This is a genomic window from Nocardia sp. NPDC057353 (assembly GCF_042667085.1).
Taxonomy (GTDB): domain Bacteria; phylum Actinomycetota; class Actinomycetes; order Mycobacteriales; family Mycobacteriaceae; genus Nocardia.
Genome location: NZ_JBHVAK010000089.1, coordinates 1 through 20,122, shown reverse-complemented (window position 1 = coordinate 20,122; position 20,122 = coordinate 1). Strand labels below are relative to the sequence as shown.

Sequence of the window (20,122 nt, the reverse complement as noted above, 5' to 3'; positions counted from 1 at the left end):
CCCACTGGGAGCCGGGCCCGCACCACCCGTCGCGCGAAGCGCGACAACTCAGCTCAAGTGCCCGCCCGCGGCGTGCGGGGCGCCGGAGGTGTCGGCCGAGCTGTCCATCTCGCGGGCGATGAACTCCTCCAGGTCGAACAGGTTGGACCCGGCCCGATCGGCGATGGTCAGCAGCGTGGTCATCCGCGCGACCTCTTCGACCTGCTCCTTCAGGAACCACTGCATGAACTGCTCGCCGAGGTAGTCGCCCTCCTCGCGGGCCGTGCTGGCCAGCTGGACCACCTGGTCGGTGACGGTCTTCTCCTGCGCCAGCGCCAGCGCGATGGGCTCGCGGGCATTCTCGAAGTGCGACTTGGCGGCGTCGACGCTGCTGATCTCCACGCTGATATCGCGGTCCAGGAAGTACTGGACGATCATCATGGCGTGGTTGCGCTCTTCGACCGCCTGCTTGTAGAAGAGCTTGGCCAGCTGCGGCAGATCCGCGTTGTCGTACCAGACCGCGAGGGCGATGTACTGGTGCTCCGCATTGAATTCGTTGTGGATCTGATCCTGCAGCAGGCCGTGGAATTTACTGCGCGGTGGCTCCGGATGGTTCGACATAGGACCGAGATTAGTGCTGGTCAGAAGCCTTGTCATCCAAGTACACCCTTATTGAGGGTAGTATTGCCTAAATTCCGAGATGAATGGAATGTAAATTCAGCTGGCGCTTCGGGAAACAATTCCCGGAATGCGCGGCGGCGCTCCGGTGGGCTGCGCCGGGCGCCCCGACTGTTCCCGCGCCAGGAATTCCTCGATGTCGAACAGATTGTCCCCGGCCCGCTCCACCACGGTGACCAGCGTATTCGCCCGCGCCAGCTCTTCGATCTGCTTTTCCAGGAACCAGCCGGTGAACTGCTCGCCCAGGTAGTCGTTCGCCCGCCGCGCCTGCTGGGCGAGATCGGTGAGGCGGTCGCTGCGCTCGCTCTCCAGCGCGCACAGGTGCGCCGCGGCCTCCTGTGACGAAGCGAACTCCGAGCGGACCGGGTCGATTCCGGCGACCTCGACCGGCAGCTCCCGGTCGAGCAGGTAGCCGATCATGCGCAGCGCGTCGGTGCGGTTGTCCTCGGAGCGGCGGTAGGCGTGCGCCGCCGAGCGCGGCAGCTTCGCCGCGTCGTAGTACACCGCGAGCGCGAGGTACTGCTGCGACGTGGTCAGCTCGAACCGAATCTGGTCGCGCAGCAGCCGGGCGAACGGCTCTTCCGAAAGGCCTGCCATGGTTCGAAGTTACCCCGTTCTGAGGTCCTCCGGAATCTGCTGATCGTTGGCGAGGGCGTCGAAGAACCGGCTTGCCCGCTCCCGGTCCCAGAGCAGCACATTGCCGCTCTCGGTGTCGTCGAAGCCGCCGATCGGCACCGTGGTGTTGATCGTCTCGCCGCGCATCGCCATGCCGAGCGAGCCCAGGTGCCAGATGTGGTCGCCCTCGTCCACCTTGAGCGAGCCGACGGTGTCGGTGGCCAGCGGCCAGAGCGTGAACGGGTTGGCCAGCGTCCCCGCGCTGGTCGCCTTCTTCAGCAGCGCGGACATGAACTTGCGCTGGTTGTTCATCCGGTCGATGTCGGCGAGCGCGGTGGCCCGGCTGCGCACGAAGCCGAGCGCCTGCGGGCCGTCCAGGGTCTGGCAGCCCGCGGGCAGGTCGATCCCGGCCAGTGGGTCGCTGATCGGGGCCTCCAGGCAGACGTCGATGCCGCCGAGGGTGTCGACCACGGCGGCGAACCCGCCGAAGCCGATCTGCGCGTAGTGGTCGATGTGCAGCCCGGTGGCGACCTCGACGGTCTGCACGAGCAGGGTCGGGCCGCCGAGCGAGAACGAGGCGTTCAGCTTGTCCCTGCCGTGGCCGGGGATGCTGACGTAGGAGTCGCGGGGCAGGCTGACCAGCGTCGTCTGCCCGGACTTCGGGACGTGCACCAGGATGATGGTGTCGGTGCGCTCGGAGCCGACCTCGCCGCCGGTCGCCAGATCCTGCTCCTGCTGCTCGGAGAGCCCCGCCCTGCTGTCCGAGCCGACCAGCAGCCAGTTCGTGCCCGGGGTGTCGCCGATCCTGCCCTCGTATGCCGTGAGCGCGTCGATCCGGTTCAGCGAGTTGTCCAGGTGCACGACGGCGGCGATCATGCCGACCACGATGACCAGCAGGATCACCAGGAACCAGCGGAAGGGGTGGCGCTTGCGGCGCCTGCGCGGGCGCTCCGGCTGCGGGGCGCGCGGTGCAGCGCCGCGGCCGCGGCCGGGCGGGGGCGGGCGGCGGTCGTCCCGGTACGGCTGCGGCTGCTGCGTCGGCGCGTGCTGCTGGCGGCGCGGCGGCTCTTGGGTCGGGTACTTGCTGGTGTAGCGCTTCGTGGCCTGCTCGGGCTCCGGCCGCTGCGAGTAGGCGAGCTGTTGCCCCTGGTCCGGTCTGCCGTCCCGGCGCACGACCTGGGTCGGCTCGACGTAGCGCTCGCCGGGCGGCGGGTTGCGCCGCGGATCGCCCCCTTGCGGCCGCCCGCCGGGGCCCGCCGGATTCCCGGCGCGCTGCTGCAGCCCGCCCGGGTTCTGGCCGCCGCGCTGTGCGCCGGGGCCCGCCGCGGCTCCGCCGCCGCGCTGTCCGGGGGGCGCGGGTTTTCCGCCGCGTTGTCCTCCCGGGCCTGCGGGGTTTCCTCCGCGCTGCCCTCCCGGGCCTGCGGGATTTCCTCCGCGCTGCCCCCCGTGATCTCCCGGGGGCGGGTTGCCCCTGCCCTGCCCGGCGCGACCGCTCCCCGGCGCTCCCCGCCCATCGGCCCCTGGCCGGTTCCCGGCGGGTGGCCCGTAGGGCCCACCGCTCGGCGGGGGCCCCGGCCTGCGTCCTTGCTGTCCGGGCGGCGGCGTCCGGCGCGCGGGGTACTGGGGGTCCTCGCCGTTCATCATGCAGACTCTACTGATCCGTCGGGTCGATCGGGCGGTACGCGGGCGGCCGGTGAGATCCCCCCGCACACTTGAGGAATCACCGCGGACGGCGCAGGCGTTAGCGCCTCACGGCAACCAGCCCACGTGCCCGCGCAGCACGGTGTACCCGACGTAGGCGATGGTGTCGAGCAGCGCGTGCGCGATGAGCAGCGGCCAGAGCCGCCCGGTCCGCTGCCACCAGCGCCCGAAGATCAGCCCCATCACCACGTTCCCGAGCCCACCGCCGAGCCCCTGGTACAGGTGGTAGCTGCCGCGCAGCAGCGCCGAGGCCAGCAGCGACGAATTCTCCGACCAGCCGAGCCTGCGCAGCCGGGTCAGCAGGTAGCCCACGACGAGGATCTCCTCGGCCGCCGAGTTGGCGCAGGCGGAGAGGATCAGCACCGGCAGCCGCCACCAGTGCTCGGCGAGCGAGCTCGGCACGATGGTCACGCTGTAGCCGAGCGCGTGCGCGACCAGGTAGAGCCCGAGCCCGGGGATCCCGATCAGCGCGGTGAAGCCGAGCCCGACCAGCAGGTCGCCCCGCCATCGATCGCGCGCCAACCCGACCATCCGCGGCCCGATTCCGGAACGCCACAGCAGGTAGAGCCCGAGCGCCGCCCACGCCGCCAGCCGGAGCACCCCGAGCAGCTGGAAGGCCAGGTCGAGCAGGGGCAGGTCGGCGCGCGAGGCGTTCAGCGCGACGGTCCGGCTGCCGACCCCGCCCGGCTGCAGCGCGCTCTCCAGCAGCGAGAGCGCGGCGCTGAGCCCGTTCGCCCCGAAGGTGAGCGCGAGGACGAGCACGACCTCGATCCGGAGCGCGCGCCGCTCGGACTCGTCGAGCGGGCTGGACGGGGCGGGGTCGGCGGGCATGCCAGCGAATCTAGTCAGCGGCGGAACTCCTCGACCGGCGTGTACTCGGCCGCCGCCGCGCCCATCTCGTTCCGGTACCAGGTCTCCCGCCTCGACCGCTGCACCCGGTCGGCCACTCGGTTCAGCCCGGGGATCAGCCTGCGCGCCGTCTCCAGCGTCAGCAGCACCGGGAACTGCGCCAGCGGGTGCAGCGCCCACGGCAGCCTGCGCGGCATGGCGTGCCTGGCGTAGGTGCCCGGCGGCAGCCAGAAGCCGGTGTAGCCGATCTGCACCCGGTAGTTGACCTCGTCGCGCAGCCGCTTGCGCCACGGCGTGCCCGGCTTCGGCGCGAAGGCGGGCAGGTAGGACTCGACCAGTTCCGCGCCGTCCGCCCCCGCGGTGCCCGCCCGCTTCACGAACGCGGCGAACATGAGCTGCACCGATTCGCGGAAGTCCCGCGGGTACCAGTCGGGCTGCACGCCGAGGAGGTGGCCGACGTAGCGCCAGAAGTGCAGCGTCGCCTCGATCTCCCGCTTCGTGGTCTGGTGCCCGATGCTCCAGAGCGCGAGCCCGGGGACAACGCTGCCCGCCATCAGGGTGAGCGTGGCGTCGCCGACGCTGATCGGCACGCCCCACGCGGCGGCGTCCCACTCCGGGCGCTGCACCAGCTTGCGCCGGATGAAGACGTGCATGATCCGCACCCGCATGGTGGTCTGCCTGCCCCGCGCGCCGATCGCGAGCCCGCCCGGGTCGGAGATGTCGATCCAGAACCGCACCGTCTCCATTTGCCGCTTGTGCGCGCGGGCGCCCGCGTAGCCGCCGGTGTAGGCGAGCGGCTTGGTGATCGAGCTCTCCGAGTACATCTCCAGTGTGCTGGTGGTGGCGAAGGCGAAGACCGACGTCCCCCAGCGGCGGAACACCTCCGCGCCGCGCTCGACCAGCGCCGGGTCCAGCCAGGGCGGCGGGGTCTCGAACTCGTCGAAGAGCCGGACCAGCGAGGCGGGCGGGTCGGGTACCGCCTCGATGCCGTGCTCCAGCGCCAGGTCGAGCATGGCGCGGCCCGCCTTCGGGCCCGCCGCGCCGAGGTAGACCTCGTCCACGAAGGCCTCGGCCACCGGGTCGGCCTGGTAGTAGGCGGCGGCGAAGCGGTGCACCAGTTCGTCGTCGGGCTGCGGGTCGAAGCGGAAGATCGCGCGCCACAGCCTGCGCACGCGCTGCACGGCCGGGTCGTTCACCCGGTCCCAGTACCTGAACTCGCCGGGCGCGATTCGAGTTGCCACGGGTTCAGCGTAAAGTGAGCAAAAGCTCAGGTTCTACTCGCGTTCTCCGGGGGTGCGTTCGATGGTGGAAAAGGTCGGTGACCAGCGGCGCAGACCGCAGCAGGAGCGCTCGCGGGAATCCCGCGAGCGGATCCTCACCGCCGCGACTCAGCTCTTCGCCGAGCACGGCGTCGGCACTGTCTCCACCAACCGGATCGCCGCGCACGCGGGCATGAGCATCGGCTCGCTCTACCGCTACTTCGCGGACAAGGAGGCGATCCTGGAGACGCTGCGGCTCCGGCTCGTCGGCGAACTCGAGGAGCAGTTCACCGCCGCGGTGCTGGCAGGCATGGCGCTCGCCCCCGCCGAGTCCTTCGCGGCCAGCCTGCACGGCATCGCCGACACCCTCGCCCGCCGCCGCGAACTCGTGCGCGCGCTCTCCCCGCACGCCACCCTGGAATCGCTCGGCCTCGGCGACCTCGAACGCCGCCTCCTCGTCCTCACCCGCGGTTACCTGCTCAACCTGCTCGGCCCGCTCCCCGACGCCGAACTGGAGGTCAAGGCGTACGTCATGGTCAGCGTCGGCGTCGCCGCGAGCCTCCGCATCGGCCTCGAGGCCCCCGCCCACCTCGACCGCGAACGAGTCATCGCGGAGATCGCCCGAATGGTCGCAGGCTGGCTCCAGCCGTAACCGGGCGGGGGCGAGTCTTACGAGCCCCGTTCGCGGCCCGTCTCGTCGCCGAGTGCTCGAAAGCGGACGCGGCGCAGCCGCGAGACTCGAGTGCTCGGCGACGAGACTCCCCGGGGCCGCGAACACGTCGCGCCGAAGGCGCGACAATCAGATACGGCGCAGGCCGTTCAGGAAGGGGCAGCCTGCGAGGGTGCGGACGGCGCGGCTGAGTTCTTCGACGTCGTCGGCGGGGGTGCGGAAGGGGAGGCGGTAGTCGTGGTCGCCGTCCATGCCCTCGATGCGCAGGGTGAGGCCGTAGCGGTCGATGGCGAGCGGGTGCACGATGCCGCGCTGCAGGTGGGCCGGGAGCTGCCTGGCGATCAGGGCGACCAGGTCGGCGTGGTCGCTCTCCATGTGCTGCAGCCAGGCGGACTCCATGGCGCAGAAGGGGTCGGGGGTGGCGGTGCGCAGCTCGTCGACGTCGACCGATTCGGCGCCGGTGGCGTCGGCGACGACGGCGGACTTGATCACGACGCGGAGCAGGGTGAGGCCGTGCCCGACGTCGAGCAGCAGCGGGTGCGGCAGGTCCTTGGCGACCTCGGTGGCGAGCGCGCGCTGCGCCGCCTCCGGCACCGCGCGCACCCAGCCGCGCAGCCAGACCAGGGCGCGCACCGGCTCGCGCACCACGATCGGGGCGTGGTCGGTGAGCTCGAGGACCGCGGGCGCGCCGCCGCCACCGGAGTTGGCGATCAGCACCGCCGCCACCGAGGTGCTCGGCACCGCGATCACCGCGTCGCCGCACTCGCGCACGTGGTGCACCGAGACCGGCGTCGGGTCGATCCCCGGCATGGCCAGCACCGCGTGCTCGGCGTGCGCACAGGCGCTGCGCACCCGTTCCGCGGTCGACGGTGCGAGGGTCGAGTGCGGCATGAAGTCCTCCTGGTGCCCGCTCGCTCGGCTCGGCGAGAATTAGGTTACCCTAAGCTAAGTGAGCGGACGATCTTGCGCAAGAGCTTGGATCAGGGTGAGCGGGGGTGCACCCGGCCCGGCCGGGCGTTCCCCGCTGTGCGGGTCGGACCGGAGCTACCGTGAACGGATGACCGAGCCGCCTGCCGCCCCGAGCGCTTCAGTCCCCGCGCACGGCGTCGCCGCGACACCCGACGCTGCGGTGCCCGAGGTCGTGCTGCCCGTCGGCCGGGAATCTTCCGCTTCGGAGCCGGTGCTGATGTCGTTGCGACCGCCTGCCCGGCGCAGCCTGGCCGACGGGCTGGTGCGCCCGCCGGGGCCGGTGCCGCCCGGCGTCGCGGCGCTGGGCCCTGAGCTGTCCGATGCCGAGCTGGCCGACCGCATCGGCACGGTGGTGCACACCGACGACGGCTTCGTCGCCCGCACCGGGGACGCCGCCCGCGCGCTGGCGATCCTCGCCGCCACCGCCGCCGCGCTCTGCGGCGAGGACGTCCGCCTGGCGCTCGCCGCCCCCGACATCCGCTTCCTGACCGGGCTGAACCCGCAGGCCGTCGAGGCGGTCCGCGGCATTCTGCTGTGGATCGAGGCGGAGCACCCGGCCGAGCTGGCCGCGGCGCTGGCAGAGCTGCTGCGCGGGGGCGGCGCAGCGGCGGGCTGAGTCCCCGCCGACGCAAGTACTGTCATAGGCGTGCCGCGCATCGCCTACTTCGGACCCTCCGGAACCTTCACCGAGATGGCGCTCGCCCGATTCGAGTCGGCGGGCGCCTTCGACGAGCCGGTGCAGCGGGTGGCCGCCCCCAGCCAGGGCGCCGCGCTCGACCTGATCCGGTCCGGTGCGGTGGCGGGCGCGGTGGTGCCGATCGAGAGCTCGGTGGAGGGCTCGATCGCGGCGACGCTGGACTCGCTCGCGCTCGGCGCCCGGCTGCAGATCGTGGCGGAGACCGAGCTGGAGGTGACGTTCAGCATCCTGGCCCGCCCCGGCACCGAGCGCGCCGACGTCCGGCTGCTCGCCGCCTACCCGGTGGCCGCCGGGCAGGTGCGCGAATGGGTCGCGCGCGAGCTGCCCGAGGCCGCCTTCTACACCTCCACCTCGAACGCCGCCGCCGCCGAGGACGTGGCGGCGGGCAAGGCCGACGCCGCCGTCTCCACGGTGCTGGCGGGCGAGCGGCTCGGGCTGGCGACGCTGGCCGCGGGCGTCGCCGACCACGACCAGGCTGTCACCCGGTTCGTGCTGGTCACGGCGCCGCGCCCGGCCCCGCCCGCCACCGGCGCCGACCGCACCTCGGTGGTGCTCGAGCTGACCAACGAACCCGGCTCGCTCATGCGGGCCTTCGCCGAATTCTCCACGCGCGGCATTGATCTCACCCGGATCGAATCGCGGCCGACCCGCACCGGCATGGGCGCCTACCGCTTCTACCTGGACTGCGTCGGGCACATCGACGACAGCGCGGTGGCGGAGGCGCTCAAGGCGCTGCACCGCTCGGCGCCCCGCATCCGCTTCCTCGGATCGTGGCCCGCGTTCGCCAAGCCCGGCGCGCCGCCGCCGCCGGATACCGATGCCGCGCTGTGGCTTTCCCAGCTACGAAAGGGGGTGGCGGACCGTTGAGCGCACGACTGATCCTGGTCCGGCACGGAGAGACCGAGGGCAACGTCGCCAAGCTGCTGGACACCAGGGTGCCCGGCCTTCCCCTCACCGAACGCGGGGTGGCGCAGGCGAAGGCGCTCGGGGCGAGCCTCTCCGCGCCGCCGCGCGCGCTGTACTGCTCGGCGGCGCTGCGCGCCAGGCAGACCGCGAGCTACATCGAGGCGGCGACCGGGGTGGCCGCCCAGGTGCTCGACGGCACCTACGAGGTGCAGGTCGGCGAAATGGAGGGGCAGAACTCGCAGGCCGCGCACGAGCTCTTCCAGGAGATCTACCACGCCTGGCACGACGGCGAGCTGGACCGCCGCCCGCCCGGGGGAGAGTCCGGCTACGAGGTGCTGGCCCGCTTCCTTCCGGTGGTCGAGCAGCTGCGGCAGCGCTGGTTCATCGACGGGGCCGAGGGTGACGTCCTGCTGGTGATCCACGGCGCCGCCATGCGGCTGCTGGCCAGGGTGCTCACCGATATCCGGCCGCCGTTCACCACGAACAACCACCTGGACAACACCGAGACCATCGAGCTGCTGCCGCGGCCGGACCGCGGCTGGGAGCTGCTCCGCTGGGGCCGCTTCACCCCGCCGTTCGGCCCGGACACCGCGCCGCAGCAGGACGACCCGATGGGCTGACGCCTGCCTACCGGACCGGGAACTCGTCGCGCTCGGGCAGGCCGTTGATCAGGTCGAGCAGCGCGGCGCGCAGCCTGGCCTGGGTGCCGCTGCTCAGCGAGCTCCACTTGGTGCCGTCGTCGGCGCGGCTGGCGGTGGCCAGGAAGCGGCCGTTGCGGGTGTCGAAGACGGCGATGTGGTTGTCCGCGTACTCGCGGGTGCCGTCGCCGTAGGCCACCCCGACGATCTCCGCGTGCGCCTCCAGGTGTACCAGCGCCGAGGCCAGCACCGTCGCATCCCGGTCCCTGGCGCCGACGGCGGCGAGCCGCCGCGCGGTGGCGGCGGCGTCGCCGAGCTCGCCGAAGATCGGGACGAGCGCGTCGGTCTCGGCGTTCACGCCGGTGAGCTCCAGCGGCTCGGCCGGGCCGAGCGCCGCCAGGATCGGGGCGGGCAGGTCGTCGTCCACCTCGGCGACGACGTAGGACGCGGGCCCGCGCAGGGCGACGGTCACCAGGTCGTCGCCCTTGGCGAGGCAGAGCCTGCTGACGCGGCCCTCGACGATCAGCCGCAGCGCCACCACCCAGTGCGGGCGGTTCAGCGTGCGCAGCCGGTCGGCGAGTTCCGGGTGAACCTCACCGCCCGGCAGCAGGGCGCGCTCGGCGAGCGACTCGGCCGCCGCGGCCAGCGCGGCATCGTGCTCGGCGACATTGTCGTACCGGCCGATCGCATCCAGCACGACCGGCACGTCGTCGATCTGCAGCGTCTCCAGCAGGAACTGCATCTCGTCGAGCGAGAGCACCACCGACGCGAGCGCCGCGGGGCCGCGGCCCGCCCCGAGAACTGTCACCGAGCGGGGCCCGCGTCCGCGCCGATCACGCCGTCGGCGGCCCAGCGGCCGTCGTTGAAGTGCTCGTCGCTGCGCAGGTACTCCGCCGCGTTGTGCTCGCCCTCGTCGTCCTCGCCCGCGGACCTGGCACTGCCGAGCAGCGGGCTCTGCCCGGTGGCGGCGGGGCGCACCGGAGCGGAGTCCACCCTGGCGGCGGCCATGGTGTCGCCGACCGCGGCGGCGGCGGGCAGCCCCGCGCCGATCGCCGCGCCCGCGCCCCAGCCCTCGGGGAGCGTGAGCTTGCCGTTGCTGTTGTTCGCGGTGCCGCCCGCGGCCACGCCGCTGAGCGCCGCCGAGCGGGTGCTCGCGGCCGGGGCGGCGGCGGCCAACCCGACCCCCATCGGCGCGACCGCCGCCGGGGCGGCAGCCCCGGTGCCGGAGAGCGCGGAGATGGCGGCATTGCCCAGGTTGCCCGCGGTGGTGGTGACGCCGGTGCCGACCACCGAGCCCGCCACATTGGCGGCCTGGGTCGCGGCGCTGACGACCGCCGGGTTCTGCACGAAGGCGGTGGCCGCGGCGACGGCGCCCTGGATCGGATCGCCGGAGAAGGCCGCCTCGGCCGTCGCCTCGTCCGGGGCGCCCTCGGCCGAGCCGGCGCCGTTCGCGATGGCGGGCGGGCGGGCGAAATCGCCCGGCGTCGTGACGAGCACGCTGGTCGCGGCCTCGTAGGTCTCCATGACCAGCGCGGCGCGGATATCCATGGCATGTTTGGCGACTTCGGCCACCTCGAAGGCGCCGGAGAGCACGCCGGGCGGGTTCGCCGAGGCGACCACCGCGGTGTTCACCGCGACGATCTCCGGCAGGCTCGGCATGGCCAGCGAGGCGACGGTGTAGGCGGTGGCGTTGGCCGCCGTCTTGGTGGCCATGGTGGCCGCCATGACGCCCTGCTGCTCGGCCCAGCCCATGAAGCCGGTGAGCCGGGAGAGCGCGGCGATGCCGTTGAGGCCCTGCATGCCGACGCCGAGCTCGGCCATCACCCGCGCGACGGTGGCGGTCGCGTCGACCCACACCCCGGTGAGCGTGCCCCACGCGGTCGCCGCGGCGGAGATGGGAACGGCGTGCGCACCCGCGTTCAGCGCGATCGAATTCGCCTCGGCCAGCCTCGGCAGCCAGAAAACCCCGGTGATCCCTGCGGTCATTCTCGTTTCTCCCCTGTTCGAATTGGCTCGCGGATCAGGCGCCGATCGTGCCGAGCGCGGCGGCCTGCACGACGTCCTGCCCGACCTGGGCGGCCAGCTGGCTGCGCAGCACCGCGGCCGCGTGGTGCAGCTCGAGAATGCCCTGCGCGACGGCGTGGTCGTGGGTGCCTGCGGCGCGGTTGAAGTGGTTCGCCGCGAGCAGCGAGACCTCCTCGGCACCGGACGGCAGCACGTGGGTGGCCGGTGCGGTGACGGCGGCGGCCGCGGCCAGCCGCTCGGCGAGCAGATCGAGCTCCGCGGCGGCCAGCAACACGGCCTCCGGCGACATGAGTACGTGGCCAACCATGACTCGACTCCTTCTAGTGGCTATGGGGCGGAACCACGAGAATTCCCCCTACGAGTTCTAGGACGCGACGGCGACGGCATCGGTTCCCCCGAGTCCTCGAGTTTCCTGAGACTAACGCACATCCGCGCCTTCGCCCCCGGGAAAGCTCAACCCCAGCCGAGCTCGTGCAGCCGCTCGTCGTCGATGCCGAAGTAGTGCGCGATCTCGTGGATCACGGTGACCGCCACCTCGTCCACCACCTCGTCGGCGTCGGCGCAGATGTCGAGGATGGCGTCCCGGTAGATGGTGATGGTGTCCGGCAGCGAGCCGCCGTAGTGGCTGTCCCGCTCGGTGAGCGCGATGCCGTGGTAGAGGCCGAGCAGATGCGGGTCTTCCGGATTGCGCGGCTCGATCAGCACGACCACGTTATCGATGGCACGGGCCAGCTCGGCAGGGACGAGATCCAGTGCGTCGCCGACCAGTTCCTCGAACCGGTCCGCGGACATCGCGACCGTCACCGCGGCGCTGGCTGCGGCGGCAGCGGGGCCGCGCCGGGCAGCGGGGCCGGGGTCGAGCGCCCGCTGTTCGGCGGCGGCACCGGGGCCTGGCCGTTGATCAGGATGTCGCCGCGCGCCGAGCCCTGGATCGGCGCGAAACCCTCGCGGTCGGCGCCCTTTCCGACCATGCAGTCCAGCTTGCGGCTGCCCGCCAGCCAGCTGCGCGCGTCCAGGTTGTCGAAGAAGAGGGTGAGCGTCTTGTTCCGGATGGCGTCCGCGCTGCCCAGGTAGTCCGTGGACGTGCGGGTGCACTCCTGCTCCATGAACTTGTCCTGGTCGTCCTTGGTCGGCAGGCCGCTGGTGAAGTGCGTGCCGAGGTCGACGGTGGAGACGATCTCGACGGCGTGCGGCTGGGCGCAGTCCACCGGGTCGGAGGGCAGGTTCTGGTTGATGCCGAGGCAGACGCCGGGGGAGTAGACCCGCGACTGGTCCTGCGCGGCGGCACTGCCCGACGTCGTCGGGGTTCCGGTGGCCGCGGCCACCTGCAGCCCGCAGCGCAGCGTGCGGTCACCGGCCTGCCAGCCGTCGGCGCTCGGGTACATCAGCCCGACCACGTACCGCCCGCGCGGGTCGAACCGCCCGTCCATGTACTTCTGCACCGCGGGGATGCAGTGCTCCTCCTTGAGCTCGGTGAGCCGCAGCGAGTCCGGGAAGCGGGAGCCGGGGGCGAACTCCCGGCCCGGGTAGCGGCTCATGTCCACCTCGGCCGCCACCTCGAACATGTGCTTGCTGTCGCAGCTCACCTTCACCAGGTCGCTGCGGTCGGCGGTGCTCCAGGTCAGGCAGTCGCCCGCGGCGGCGGTGCCGAAGGCGGCGTCGCGCACCTCGGCGGGGGCGGCCGGGTTGTGCGCCTCCAGCCCGGTCTCGTTCTCGAACCCGGTGACGAAGAGCGTCACCATGGCGGCCGCGACCGCGCCGACCGCGACCGCGAGCAGCCCCCAGCGCAGCGTCGGGGCGGACAGGTGCACGCCGCGCTTGCCCGCACGCGGCGGCTTCTCCGCGCCCTTTTTTCCGGGGGCGCGGTCGCGGGGGTTCGGCTCGTCGGGAGACATCGCGATCCATCATGGCAGCGGCACCCGGCGGTGTGCCACGTTCGGGTGTATCGGTGGTGGTAACCGGGGTCGATTAGGCTGGTCGCCCATGATCGACCTCCGATTCCTGCGGGAGAATTCCGACACCGTCCGGGCCTCCCAGCGCGCCCGCGGCGAGGACCCGGCGCTCGTCGACGCGCTGCTCGAGGCCGACTCCGCCCGCCGCTCCGCGGTGGCCAAAGCCGACAACCTGCGGGCCGAGCACAAGGCCATGGGCAAGCTGGTCGGCAAGGCGAGCAAGGACGAGCGCCCCGCGCTGCTCGCCCGCGCGCAGGAGATGTCGGCCCAGGTCAAGGCGGCCGAGGTGGACCAGCACGCGGCCGACGCCGCGCTGGACACCGCGCAGCGCGCGCTCTCCAACGTGGTGCAGGATGGCGCGCCCGCGGGCGGCGAGGACGACTACGTCGTGCTGGAGACCGTCGGCACCCCGCCGGAGTTCGACTTCGAGCCGAAGGACCACCTCGAACTCGGCGAGGCGCTCGGGCTGATCGACATGGAGCGCGGGGCCAAGGTCTCCGGCGCCCGCTTCTACTTCCTCACCGGCTACGGCGCGCTGCTGCAGCTCGGGCTGCTGCAGCTGGCCGCGCAGCGCGCGGTGGCGAACGGCTTCACCATGATGATCCCGCCGGTGCTCGTCCGCCCGGAGATCATGGCGGGCACCGGGTTCCTCGGACAGCACTCGGCCGAGGTGTACCACCTGGAGGAGGACGACCTCTACCTGGTCGGCACCTCCGAGGTGCCGCTGGCCGGCTACCACTCGGGCGAGATCATCGACCTCAGCGACGGCCCGAAGCGGTACGCGGGCTGGTCGTCCTGCTTCCGCCGGGAGGCGGGCAGCTACGGCAAGGACACCAGGGGCATCATCCGGGTGCACCAGTTCGACAAGATCGAGATGTTCGTCTACTGCGACCCGGCCGAGGCGGACGCCGAGCACCGGCGGCTGCTGGCCTGGGAGCGGGAGATGCTGGCCGCCATCGAGGTGCCGTACCGGGTCATCGACGTCGCCGCGGGCGACCTGGGCAGCTCGGCCGCGCGGAAGTTCGACTGCGAGGCGTGGGTGCCGACCCAGGGCGCCTACCGGGAGCTCACCTCGACCTCGAACTGCACCACCTTCCAGGGCCGCAGGCTCTCCGTCCGGTACCGCGACGCGGACGGGAAACCGCAGATCGCGGCCACCCTGAACGGCACGCTGGCGACCACCCGCTGGATCGTCGCGATCCTGGAGAACAACCAGCGCGCGGACGGCTCGGTGCGGGTGCCGGAGGCGCTGGTGCCGTTCGTGGGTACCGAGGTGCTGAAACCGCAAACCAGGACACCGGCATGACGCCGCGGTAGCCGGACGTTCGCCGGGGTCCGAAAACGGGGATCGGGCTGTGGCCGCGGTGGGTTGCCTCTACCCTGTTCTCGTGCGAGGAATCGGGTCTCGCGGCGATACCCGAACCCGGGTGCGGGCCGCGTCTGCGCTGGCGACGGCCATGGTCATGTCCAGGACCACCGGCGCCTTCTATGTCATGGGCGGCGCCCTCGGGCTGCTGCTCACCGCGATCGCGCCGGGCGACGAGGGCAACCGCGTGCTGGTCGGCAGCGCGGCGGCGGTCGCGCTGCTGCTCGGGCTGAGCCTGCTCGGCTGGGGCCCGCGGATGCCGCACAACGTGCACCACGCCTACGTCGCCATCGCGACCGTGCTGGTGACGGTCGCGGTGCACTCCTTCCCGAACACCGTCGGCGCGATCAGCCTCGCCGCCTTCTACGTCTTCGTCGCCTGCGACGCCGCGCTCTTCTTCGCCTGGCCGCTCGCGGTCGCGCACATCGGCTTCGCCATGGTCATGTGTCTGTGGGCGCTGCCGACCAGGGACCTGCCCAGCTGGTCCGGGGTGATCCCGGCGGGCGTGACCTTCGGCGTCGGCGTTGTGGTCGGCATCCTGACCAGGATGGCCTCCGAGGCCGATATCGACACCCTGACCGGGCTGCTCAACCGGCGCGGCTTCGACCGGTTGCTGAACGCCGCGATCGAGCACGCCGGGCGCTCCGGGCAGAGCCTGGCGCTGGTCCTGGTCGACCTGGACCGCTTCCGCAAGATCAACGACCACCTCGGGCACCGGGCGGGCGATGCCGTGCTGCAGCGGGTCGCCGACGCCTGGACCGAGCTGCTCGCGCCGGACCAGCGGCTGGCCAGGTACGGCGGCGACGCCTTCGCGCTGCTGCTGCCGAACACCACCGAGCAGGCGGCCATCCTGCTCACCGAGCGGCTGCGCGCCGCCGTCACCACCGGCTGCTCGGCGGGCGTCACCTCGTGGCAGCCGGGGGAGTCCGGCTCGCTGCTGGTCAGCCGCGCCGACGTCGGGCTGTACCGGGCCAAGCAGGGCGGCCGGAACCGGACGGTGCTGGAGTCCTCGCGGCAGCAGCCGCTCGCGGTGGAGCTGCGCGAGGCCATCGACAACGGCACCCTAGACGTGCACTACCAGCCGATCGTCAGCCTGACCGAGGGCGGCGGCAAGGCGGTCGGCGTCGAGGCGCTGCTGCGCTGGTCGCCGACGGCGCAGCCGGACGTCACCACCGAGGGGCTGATCCGGGTCGCCGAGGAGTACGACCTCATCTCCGACCTGGACGAGCTGGTGCTGCGCCGGGCCTGCGCCGACGCGGCCCGGCTGCAGGAGACCTTCGCCCAGCTCGACCTGACGCTGAACGTCAATGTCAGCGGGCTGGAGCTGGCCGAGACCGAGTACGCGGACCGGGTGGCGGGAATCCTGGAGCACACCGGCTGGCCCGCCGACCAGCTGGTGCTGGAGGTGACCGAGAGCGAGCTCGCCGCCGAGTCGCAGACCGCCATCGCCAACCTGCACACGCTGCGCGAGCGCGGGGTCAGGATCGCCATCGACGACTTCGGCACCGGCTACTCCTCGCTGAGCAGGCTGGCCACGCTGCCCAGCGACATCATCAAGGTCGACCAGTCCTTCGTCGCCGCGATCCGCTCCGACTCGCCAGCGCCGCCGCTGCTCGGCGTGATCGCGGCGCTGAGCAACGCGCTCGACCTGCAGGTGATCGCCGAGGGGGTGGAGACCGAGTACCAGGCCGCGGTGCTGACCGAGCTCGGCTTCGCGCTGGCGCAGGGGTACCACTACAGCGATTCGCACCCGGTCGCCGAGCTGATCACCGACCTGAACAGCGGGCGCCCCGAGCTCACCGCGGAGCCGAGCGCCCCGCCGCCGCGCACCGGCGACGACGACACGCACGAGACCGCCGACGGGTGGCTCCCGCTCGGCTGAGCGGAAATCCCGTTGACCGGCCACCGGGGTGCGCGCAGGATGAACGCATGCACCTGCTGATCTACGCCTGTTGATCTCTGCTCCGCCGCGCTGAGCGCGGCCGCACCGAGGCGGGGCTCGCGCTTCGCGCGGTGCTCTACACCGGCACGCGCGACTTCGTGCCGTTCTACGCGCTGTACGCGCTGCTCTTCGCCGACCACGGGCTGAGCACCGCGCAGATCTCCTCGCTGCTCGCGCTCTGGTCGGGGACGGCGTTCCTGCTCGAGGTGCCCTCCGGGGCGTGGGCCGACGCCTACTCGCGGCGGGCGCTGCTGATCCTGAGCGGGCTGCTGCTGGTGGCCGGGTTCGCGCTCTGGACGGTGTGGCCGGGGTACCTCGGCTTCGCCCTCGGGTTCGTGCTGTGGGGTGCGGCCGGGGCGCTCTCCTCCGGCACCTTCGAGGCGCTGCTCTACGACGAGCTCACCGCGCTCGGGGCGGCCGGGCGGTACCCGACGATCCTCGGCCGGACCAGGGCGGCCGGTGAGTTCACCGTCGTCATCGCCATCCTCGCCGCTGCTCCGCTCTACGCCTGGGGCGGGTACGCGCTGGTCGGCTGGGTGAGCACCGGGCTCGCCGCGGTGCACACGCTGGCCGCGTGCGCGCTACCCGCCGCACCGCGGGTCGTCGGGGTCGCGGATGTCCCGGAGGACGGGGAGATCGTGCTGGCCGAGGCGGCCGTGCCCGCTGGGGATACGCCCCGTGCCGATTCGGAGCGGCTCGGCACTCCGGCCGCTTCGCCAGAAGCTGCCGCGGATGCGGGGGTCGGGGGGCGCTGGGTCGCCATGCTGCGCAGCGGGATCGGGGAGGCGCTCACGCACCGGAGGGTGCGGCGCGGCGTGCTGCTGGGGGCGGCGCTCTACGGAATCACCTCCTACGACGAGTACTTCGGGTTGCTCGCCGCGGCGGGCGGCGCCACCACGGCGGTGGTACCGCTGCTGGTCGGCGTGACCGTGGTCGGCTCGCTGCTGGGCTCGCTGGCCGCGGGCCGTACCGAGAACCTCTCCGGACGTACGCTCGGCGCGCTCGTCGGCGCGGGGGCGCTGCTGCTCGCGGCGGGCTCGCTCGCGGCGGGCGGCGTCGGCGGCGCGGTGGCGGTGCTCGCCGGATTCCTCGCCATCGCCGTCGGGTACGGCGTCGGGGTGAACGCGGAGGTGGTCGCCGACGCCAGGCTGCAGGAGGCGATCGACGGCCCGGCCCGCGCCACCGTCACCTCGGTCTCCGGGCTGCTCTCCGAGGTCGTCGCGCTGGCGGTGTTCGGCTTCGTCGCGCTGGCGACGGCGGTGCTCTCGCTGCCGGTGACGATGGCGCTGCTCGGCCTCTCGGTGCTCGGTATCGCGGCGGTCACCCCGCGCTGGCTGCCACCCCGGCGGTAGCGTGCCGTGGGTGACCGGACGCACGCGCATCGGGGTGCTGCTCGGCTTCGGGATCGGCGCCGGGGTCGCCGTGCAGGCCAGGATCAACGGCGCGCTCGGCGCCCGGCTGCAGGACGGCATCGCCGCCGCGACGGTGAGCTTCGCGGTCGGGCTGCTGGCGCTGCTGCTCGCCGCGCTGCTCGATTCCCGGGTGCGCGCCGGGCTGCGCCGGGTGCGGGTCGCGGTCGCCGATCGTTCGCTGCGCCCGTGGCAACTGCTCGGCGGGGTCTGCGGCGCCTTCTTCGTCACCGGCCAGGGGCTCACCGTCGCGGCCATCGGGGTCACCGCCTTCACCACCGCGGCGGTGGCCGGGCAACTTGTCAGCAGCCTGGTGGTGGACCGGCTCGGGCTCGCACCGAGCGGCCGCACCCCGGTGACGCCGCGGCGGCTGGCGGGCGCGGCGCTCGGCATCGGCGCGGTGGCGCTGGCCGCCGTCGGGCAGCACGGCGCGCCCGCAGGCGCGGTGCCGCTGCTGCCCGGGGTCCCGCCGGTGCTGCTGGTGCTGCTGCCCGCGCTGGCCGGGGTCGGGCTGGCCTGGCAGCAGGCGGTGAACGGGCGGGTCGGCGCGGTCGGCGGGCCCGCCGCCGCGGCGCTGGTGAACTTCGTCGTCGGGCTGTTGCTGCTGGTCCCGGTGGCGGCGGTGGTGGCGGCGGTGCGCGGGCTGCCGTCCGCGCCGCCCACCGAGCCCTGGCTCTACCTCGGCGGGCTCATCGGCGTGGTCTTCATCGCGGTCGCCGCGCTCGCCGTGCGCTGGATCGGCGTCCTGCTGCTCGGCCTCACCTCGGTGGCGGGGCAGCTCACCGCCGCCGTCCTGCTCGACGTGCTCACCCCCACCGGCCCCGGGCTCTCCGCCACCGCGCTCATCGGCTGCCTGCTCACCCTCGTCGCCGTCCTCGCCGCCACCCGAACCCGGGAATCCTGATCGGTTCTCCGCAACCGTTCGGCGAACGCGGTGCGATGTGGTTGGGTGCCTGCATGCTGATCGAATACGGAGTGTGGGTGTCCCGGTTGATGCTCGGCATGGTGTTCGGGCTTGCCGCGGCGGGGAAGTTCCTGGACGGCGCGGCGACGCGGAAGGCGGTGGGGGAGTTCGGGGTACCGGTGCGCGCGGTACCGGCCGTCGCCGCCGGGCTGCCCTGGCTGGAGGCGGCGCTCGCGGCCGGGGTGCTGATCCGGCCGCTCGCCGGGGTCGCGGCGGGCGCGGCGGTGCTGGTCCTGCTGGTCTTCACCGGGGCGGTGCTGCGGCTGCTGCGCGCTGGCGAGCGCCCGGCCTGCGCCTGCTTCGGCGCGAGCGAACAGCCCATCGGCCGGGTGACGCTGGTACGCAACGGGATTCTGCTCGCGCTCGCCGCCGTCGTGCTGCTCGGCGCGGTGCGCTACCCCGATGTCCCCGCGATCCTGCCCGCGGACAACACCTTCGGGCTCACCCTCTTCGCACTGCTCGCCGCGGTGCTGCTGTGGCTGGTCGGCGAGCTGCGCGCGGTGCGGCGCAGGCTGGACCAGCAGGCGCTCACCACCCTGGGTGCCGAGGGGTTGCCCGCCGGTGCGGTGGCGCCGGAGTTCGAGCTGCGCCCGGCCGATCCCGGCGCGGCCGCGGTGACGCTCGCCGACCTGCTGGCCGCGGGCCGGGGCGTCCTGCTGGTCTTCGTGCACCCCGGCTGCGAGCTGTGCGCGGCGCTGGCCAGGGAGCTGCCGCGCTGGCAGCGCCGGGTGGCGGACACGCTCACCATCGTGGCGGTCGGCAACGGCGACCCGGCGGAACATGCCGCGTGGGGTGCGGAGCAGCAGCTCGGCGAGATTCCGGTCCTGGTCCAGCAGGGAAACGAGGCGGCGCTGCGCTACCGGGTCCGCGGAACCCCGTCCGCGGTCCTGATCGACCGGGAAGGCCGGATCGCCGCCCCGGTCGGGCGCGGTGCGATGGCCGTCCGAGAGCTGATCCGGCACCCGAAGTTGGCCGCCCCGCGGTAACCCGCGAGGGTACCGGGGAGTGTGCCCGAAATTCGCTGCAACTCAATCAATGTCGCGCCCGGCGCTGTCAACCCCCATTACGATCGGCGGCGCAAGGCTCCATCGCCCGACGACTTCGAGGTGACACATGGCTGACTTCGCGTTCACGGACTACTCCGGCAAGGAGTTCATCATCCGGCTCAACAACGACCAGCGGATCGAGGAGGCCAGGCGCATCCTGGCCGGGGAGGAGACGATGTCGGTCCACGTCATGGGCCGCATCCGCAAGCAGCGGGTGGACTACAACCCGCAGTGGGACTTCCACCTCGACCCCGACACCATCACCTTCTTCACCATGGCGATCGAGGTGTGCGACGCCTCGATCACCTACGTCGAGGACCACCTGGACGAGGCCTGCGGCGCCTTCCTGCCCGGCTGCTTCTGGTGCCCCTGGTCGTCCAAGCTGACCAGGGAGGTCACCGCGCGCGTCAGCGCCTGACCACCGCGGTCCGCGGGCCCGCCCGCTGCGGGGCGGGCC

At 72.8% G+C, this 20,122-nt stretch carries 21 protein-coding genes; 10 read left to right on the top strand and 11 right to left on the bottom strand.

Translation table 11 applies throughout. The annotated features are described in order from the left end of the window. Positions 1-48: 48 nt before the first annotated feature. The 5 genes from ACFUUZ_RS29560 to ACFUUZ_RS29540 form a co-directional block, all read right to left on the bottom strand. Positions 49-600: a ferritin gene (locus tag ACFUUZ_RS29560; protein WP_378701937.1), complete on the bottom strand. Its 552-nt coding sequence runs from the start codon at positions 598-600 to the stop codon at positions 49-51. Positions 601-696: 96 nt separating this feature from the next. Beyond that, positions 697-1,254, bottom strand: a complete 558-nt coding sequence (locus ACFUUZ_RS29555) for a ferritin (RefSeq protein WP_378701935.1) — start codon at positions 1,252-1,254, stop codon at positions 697-699. Positions 1,255-1,263: 9 nt separating this feature from the next. Next, positions 1,264-2,445 carry an LCP family protein gene (locus tag ACFUUZ_RS29550; RefSeq protein WP_378701933.1) on the bottom strand — a complete coding sequence of 394 codons (1,182 nt, stop codon included), beginning with the start codon at positions 2,443-2,445 and terminating at the stop codon, positions 1,264-1,266. A gap of 576 nt (positions 2,446-3,021) precedes the next feature. Then, entirely contained in the window at positions 3,022-3,804 is a 783-nt protein-coding gene (locus ACFUUZ_RS29545; protein WP_378701931.1) for a CPBP family intramembrane glutamic endopeptidase, read from the bottom strand. A gap of 14 nt (positions 3,805-3,818) precedes the next feature. Further along, positions 3,819-5,063, bottom strand: a complete 1,245-nt coding sequence (locus ACFUUZ_RS29540) for an oxygenase MpaB family protein (RefSeq protein ID WP_378701929.1) — start codon at positions 5,061-5,063, stop codon at positions 3,819-3,821. 61 nt (positions 5,064-5,124) lie between these two features. Here ACFUUZ_RS29540 and ACFUUZ_RS29535 point away from each other — a divergent pair, with 61 nt between their 5' ends. Further along, positions 5,125-5,733: a TetR/AcrR family transcriptional regulator gene (locus ACFUUZ_RS29535; protein WP_378701927.1), complete on the top strand. Its 609-nt coding sequence runs from the start codon at positions 5,125-5,127 to the stop codon at positions 5,731-5,733. A 147-nt stretch (positions 5,734-5,880) separates the two neighbouring features. Here the strand turns inward: ACFUUZ_RS29535 and ACFUUZ_RS29530 are convergent, their stop codons facing one another. Continuing rightward, positions 5,881-6,642 (bottom strand): DUF2470 domain-containing protein, encoded by a 762-nt coding sequence (locus ACFUUZ_RS29530; RefSeq protein ID WP_378701925.1) that lies wholly within the window; start codon positions 6,640-6,642, stop codon positions 5,881-5,883. Positions 6,643-6,808: 166 nt separating this feature from the next. Between ACFUUZ_RS29530 and ACFUUZ_RS29525 the strand changes: the two genes are divergently transcribed. Genes ACFUUZ_RS29525 through ACFUUZ_RS29515 form a run of 3 tightly spaced genes read left to right on the top strand, consistent with a single transcriptional unit; the run spans position 6,809 to position 8,943 of the window. Next, positions 6,809-7,336, top strand: a complete 528-nt coding sequence (locus tag ACFUUZ_RS29525) for a hypothetical protein (protein ID WP_378701923.1) — start codon at positions 6,809-6,811, stop codon at positions 7,334-7,336. Between the two features lie 30 nt (positions 7,337-7,366). Next, positions 7,367-8,284 (top strand): prephenate dehydratase, encoded by a 918-nt coding sequence (gene pheA, locus ACFUUZ_RS29520; protein ID WP_378701921.1) that lies wholly within the window; start codon positions 7,367-7,369, stop codon positions 8,282-8,284. Further along, positions 8,281-8,943 carry a histidine phosphatase family protein gene (locus ACFUUZ_RS29515; protein WP_378701919.1) on the top strand — a complete coding sequence of 221 codons (663 nt, stop codon included), beginning with the start codon at positions 8,281-8,283 and terminating at the stop codon, positions 8,941-8,943. Before pheA ends, ACFUUZ_RS29515 begins: the two co-directional genes overlap by 4 nt. A gap of 7 nt (positions 8,944-8,950) precedes the next feature. Here the strand turns inward: ACFUUZ_RS29515 and ACFUUZ_RS29510 are convergent, their stop codons facing one another. The 5 genes from ACFUUZ_RS29510 to ACFUUZ_RS29490 all read right to left on the bottom strand — a co-directional run bounded on the left by ACFUUZ_RS29510 (position 8,951) and on the right by ACFUUZ_RS29490 (position 12,881). Continuing rightward, positions 8,951-9,769, bottom strand: a complete 819-nt coding sequence (locus tag ACFUUZ_RS29510) for an ESX secretion-associated protein EspG (RefSeq protein WP_378701917.1) — start codon at positions 9,767-9,769, stop codon at positions 8,951-8,953. Then, a complete protein-coding gene (locus tag ACFUUZ_RS29505; protein ID WP_378701915.1) occupies positions 9,766-10,947 on the bottom strand; it encodes a PPE domain-containing protein in 1,182 nt (393 codons plus the stop codon). The genes ACFUUZ_RS29510 and ACFUUZ_RS29505 overlap by 4 nt, the downstream gene beginning before the upstream one ends. Positions 10,948-10,981: 34 nt before the next feature. Further along, positions 10,982-11,293, bottom strand: coding sequence for a PE domain-containing protein (locus ACFUUZ_RS29500; protein ID WP_378701913.1), 312 nt, complete (start codon positions 11,291-11,293; stop codon positions 10,982-10,984). Positions 11,294-11,439: 146 nt separating this feature from the next. Continuing rightward, positions 11,440-11,778, bottom strand: coding sequence for a metallopeptidase family protein (locus ACFUUZ_RS29495; RefSeq protein WP_378701911.1), 339 nt, complete (start codon positions 11,776-11,778; stop codon positions 11,440-11,442). Between the two features lie 8 nt (positions 11,779-11,786). Beyond that, positions 11,787-12,881, bottom strand: coding sequence for a septum formation family protein (locus tag ACFUUZ_RS29490; RefSeq protein WP_378701909.1), 1,095 nt, complete (start codon positions 12,879-12,881; stop codon positions 11,787-11,789). An 88-nt stretch (positions 12,882-12,969) separates the two neighbouring features. Between ACFUUZ_RS29490 and serS the strand changes: the two genes are divergently transcribed. The 6 genes from serS to ACFUUZ_RS29460 all read left to right on the top strand — a co-directional run bounded on the left by serS (position 12,970) and on the right by ACFUUZ_RS29460 (position 20,083). Continuing rightward, positions 12,970-14,244, top strand: coding sequence for a serine--tRNA ligase (gene serS / locus ACFUUZ_RS29485; protein ID WP_378701907.1), 1,275 nt, complete (start codon positions 12,970-12,972; stop codon positions 14,242-14,244). Positions 14,245-14,365: 121 nt separating this feature from the next. Then, entirely contained in the window at positions 14,366-16,186 is a 1,821-nt protein-coding gene (locus ACFUUZ_RS29480; protein ID WP_378701905.1) for a putative bifunctional diguanylate cyclase/phosphodiesterase, read from the top strand. A 131-nt stretch (positions 16,187-16,317) separates the two neighbouring features. After that, positions 16,318-17,598 (top strand): MFS transporter, encoded by a 1,281-nt coding sequence (locus ACFUUZ_RS29475; RefSeq protein ID WP_378701903.1) that lies wholly within the window; start codon positions 16,318-16,320, stop codon positions 17,596-17,598. A gap of 10 nt (positions 17,599-17,608) precedes the next feature. Next, positions 17,609-18,559: a DMT family transporter gene (locus ACFUUZ_RS29470; RefSeq protein WP_378701901.1), complete on the top strand. Its 951-nt coding sequence runs from the start codon at positions 17,609-17,611 to the stop codon at positions 18,557-18,559. Positions 18,560-18,612: 53 nt separating this feature from the next. Next, positions 18,613-19,605: a MauE/DoxX family redox-associated membrane protein gene (locus ACFUUZ_RS29465; RefSeq protein WP_378701899.1), complete on the top strand. Its 993-nt coding sequence runs from the start codon at positions 18,613-18,615 to the stop codon at positions 19,603-19,605. 127 nt (positions 19,606-19,732) lie between these two features. Next, entirely contained in the window at positions 19,733-20,083 is a 351-nt protein-coding gene (locus ACFUUZ_RS29460) for a calmodulin (protein WP_378701897.1), read from the top strand. Positions 20,084-20,122 lie beyond the last annotated feature (39 nt).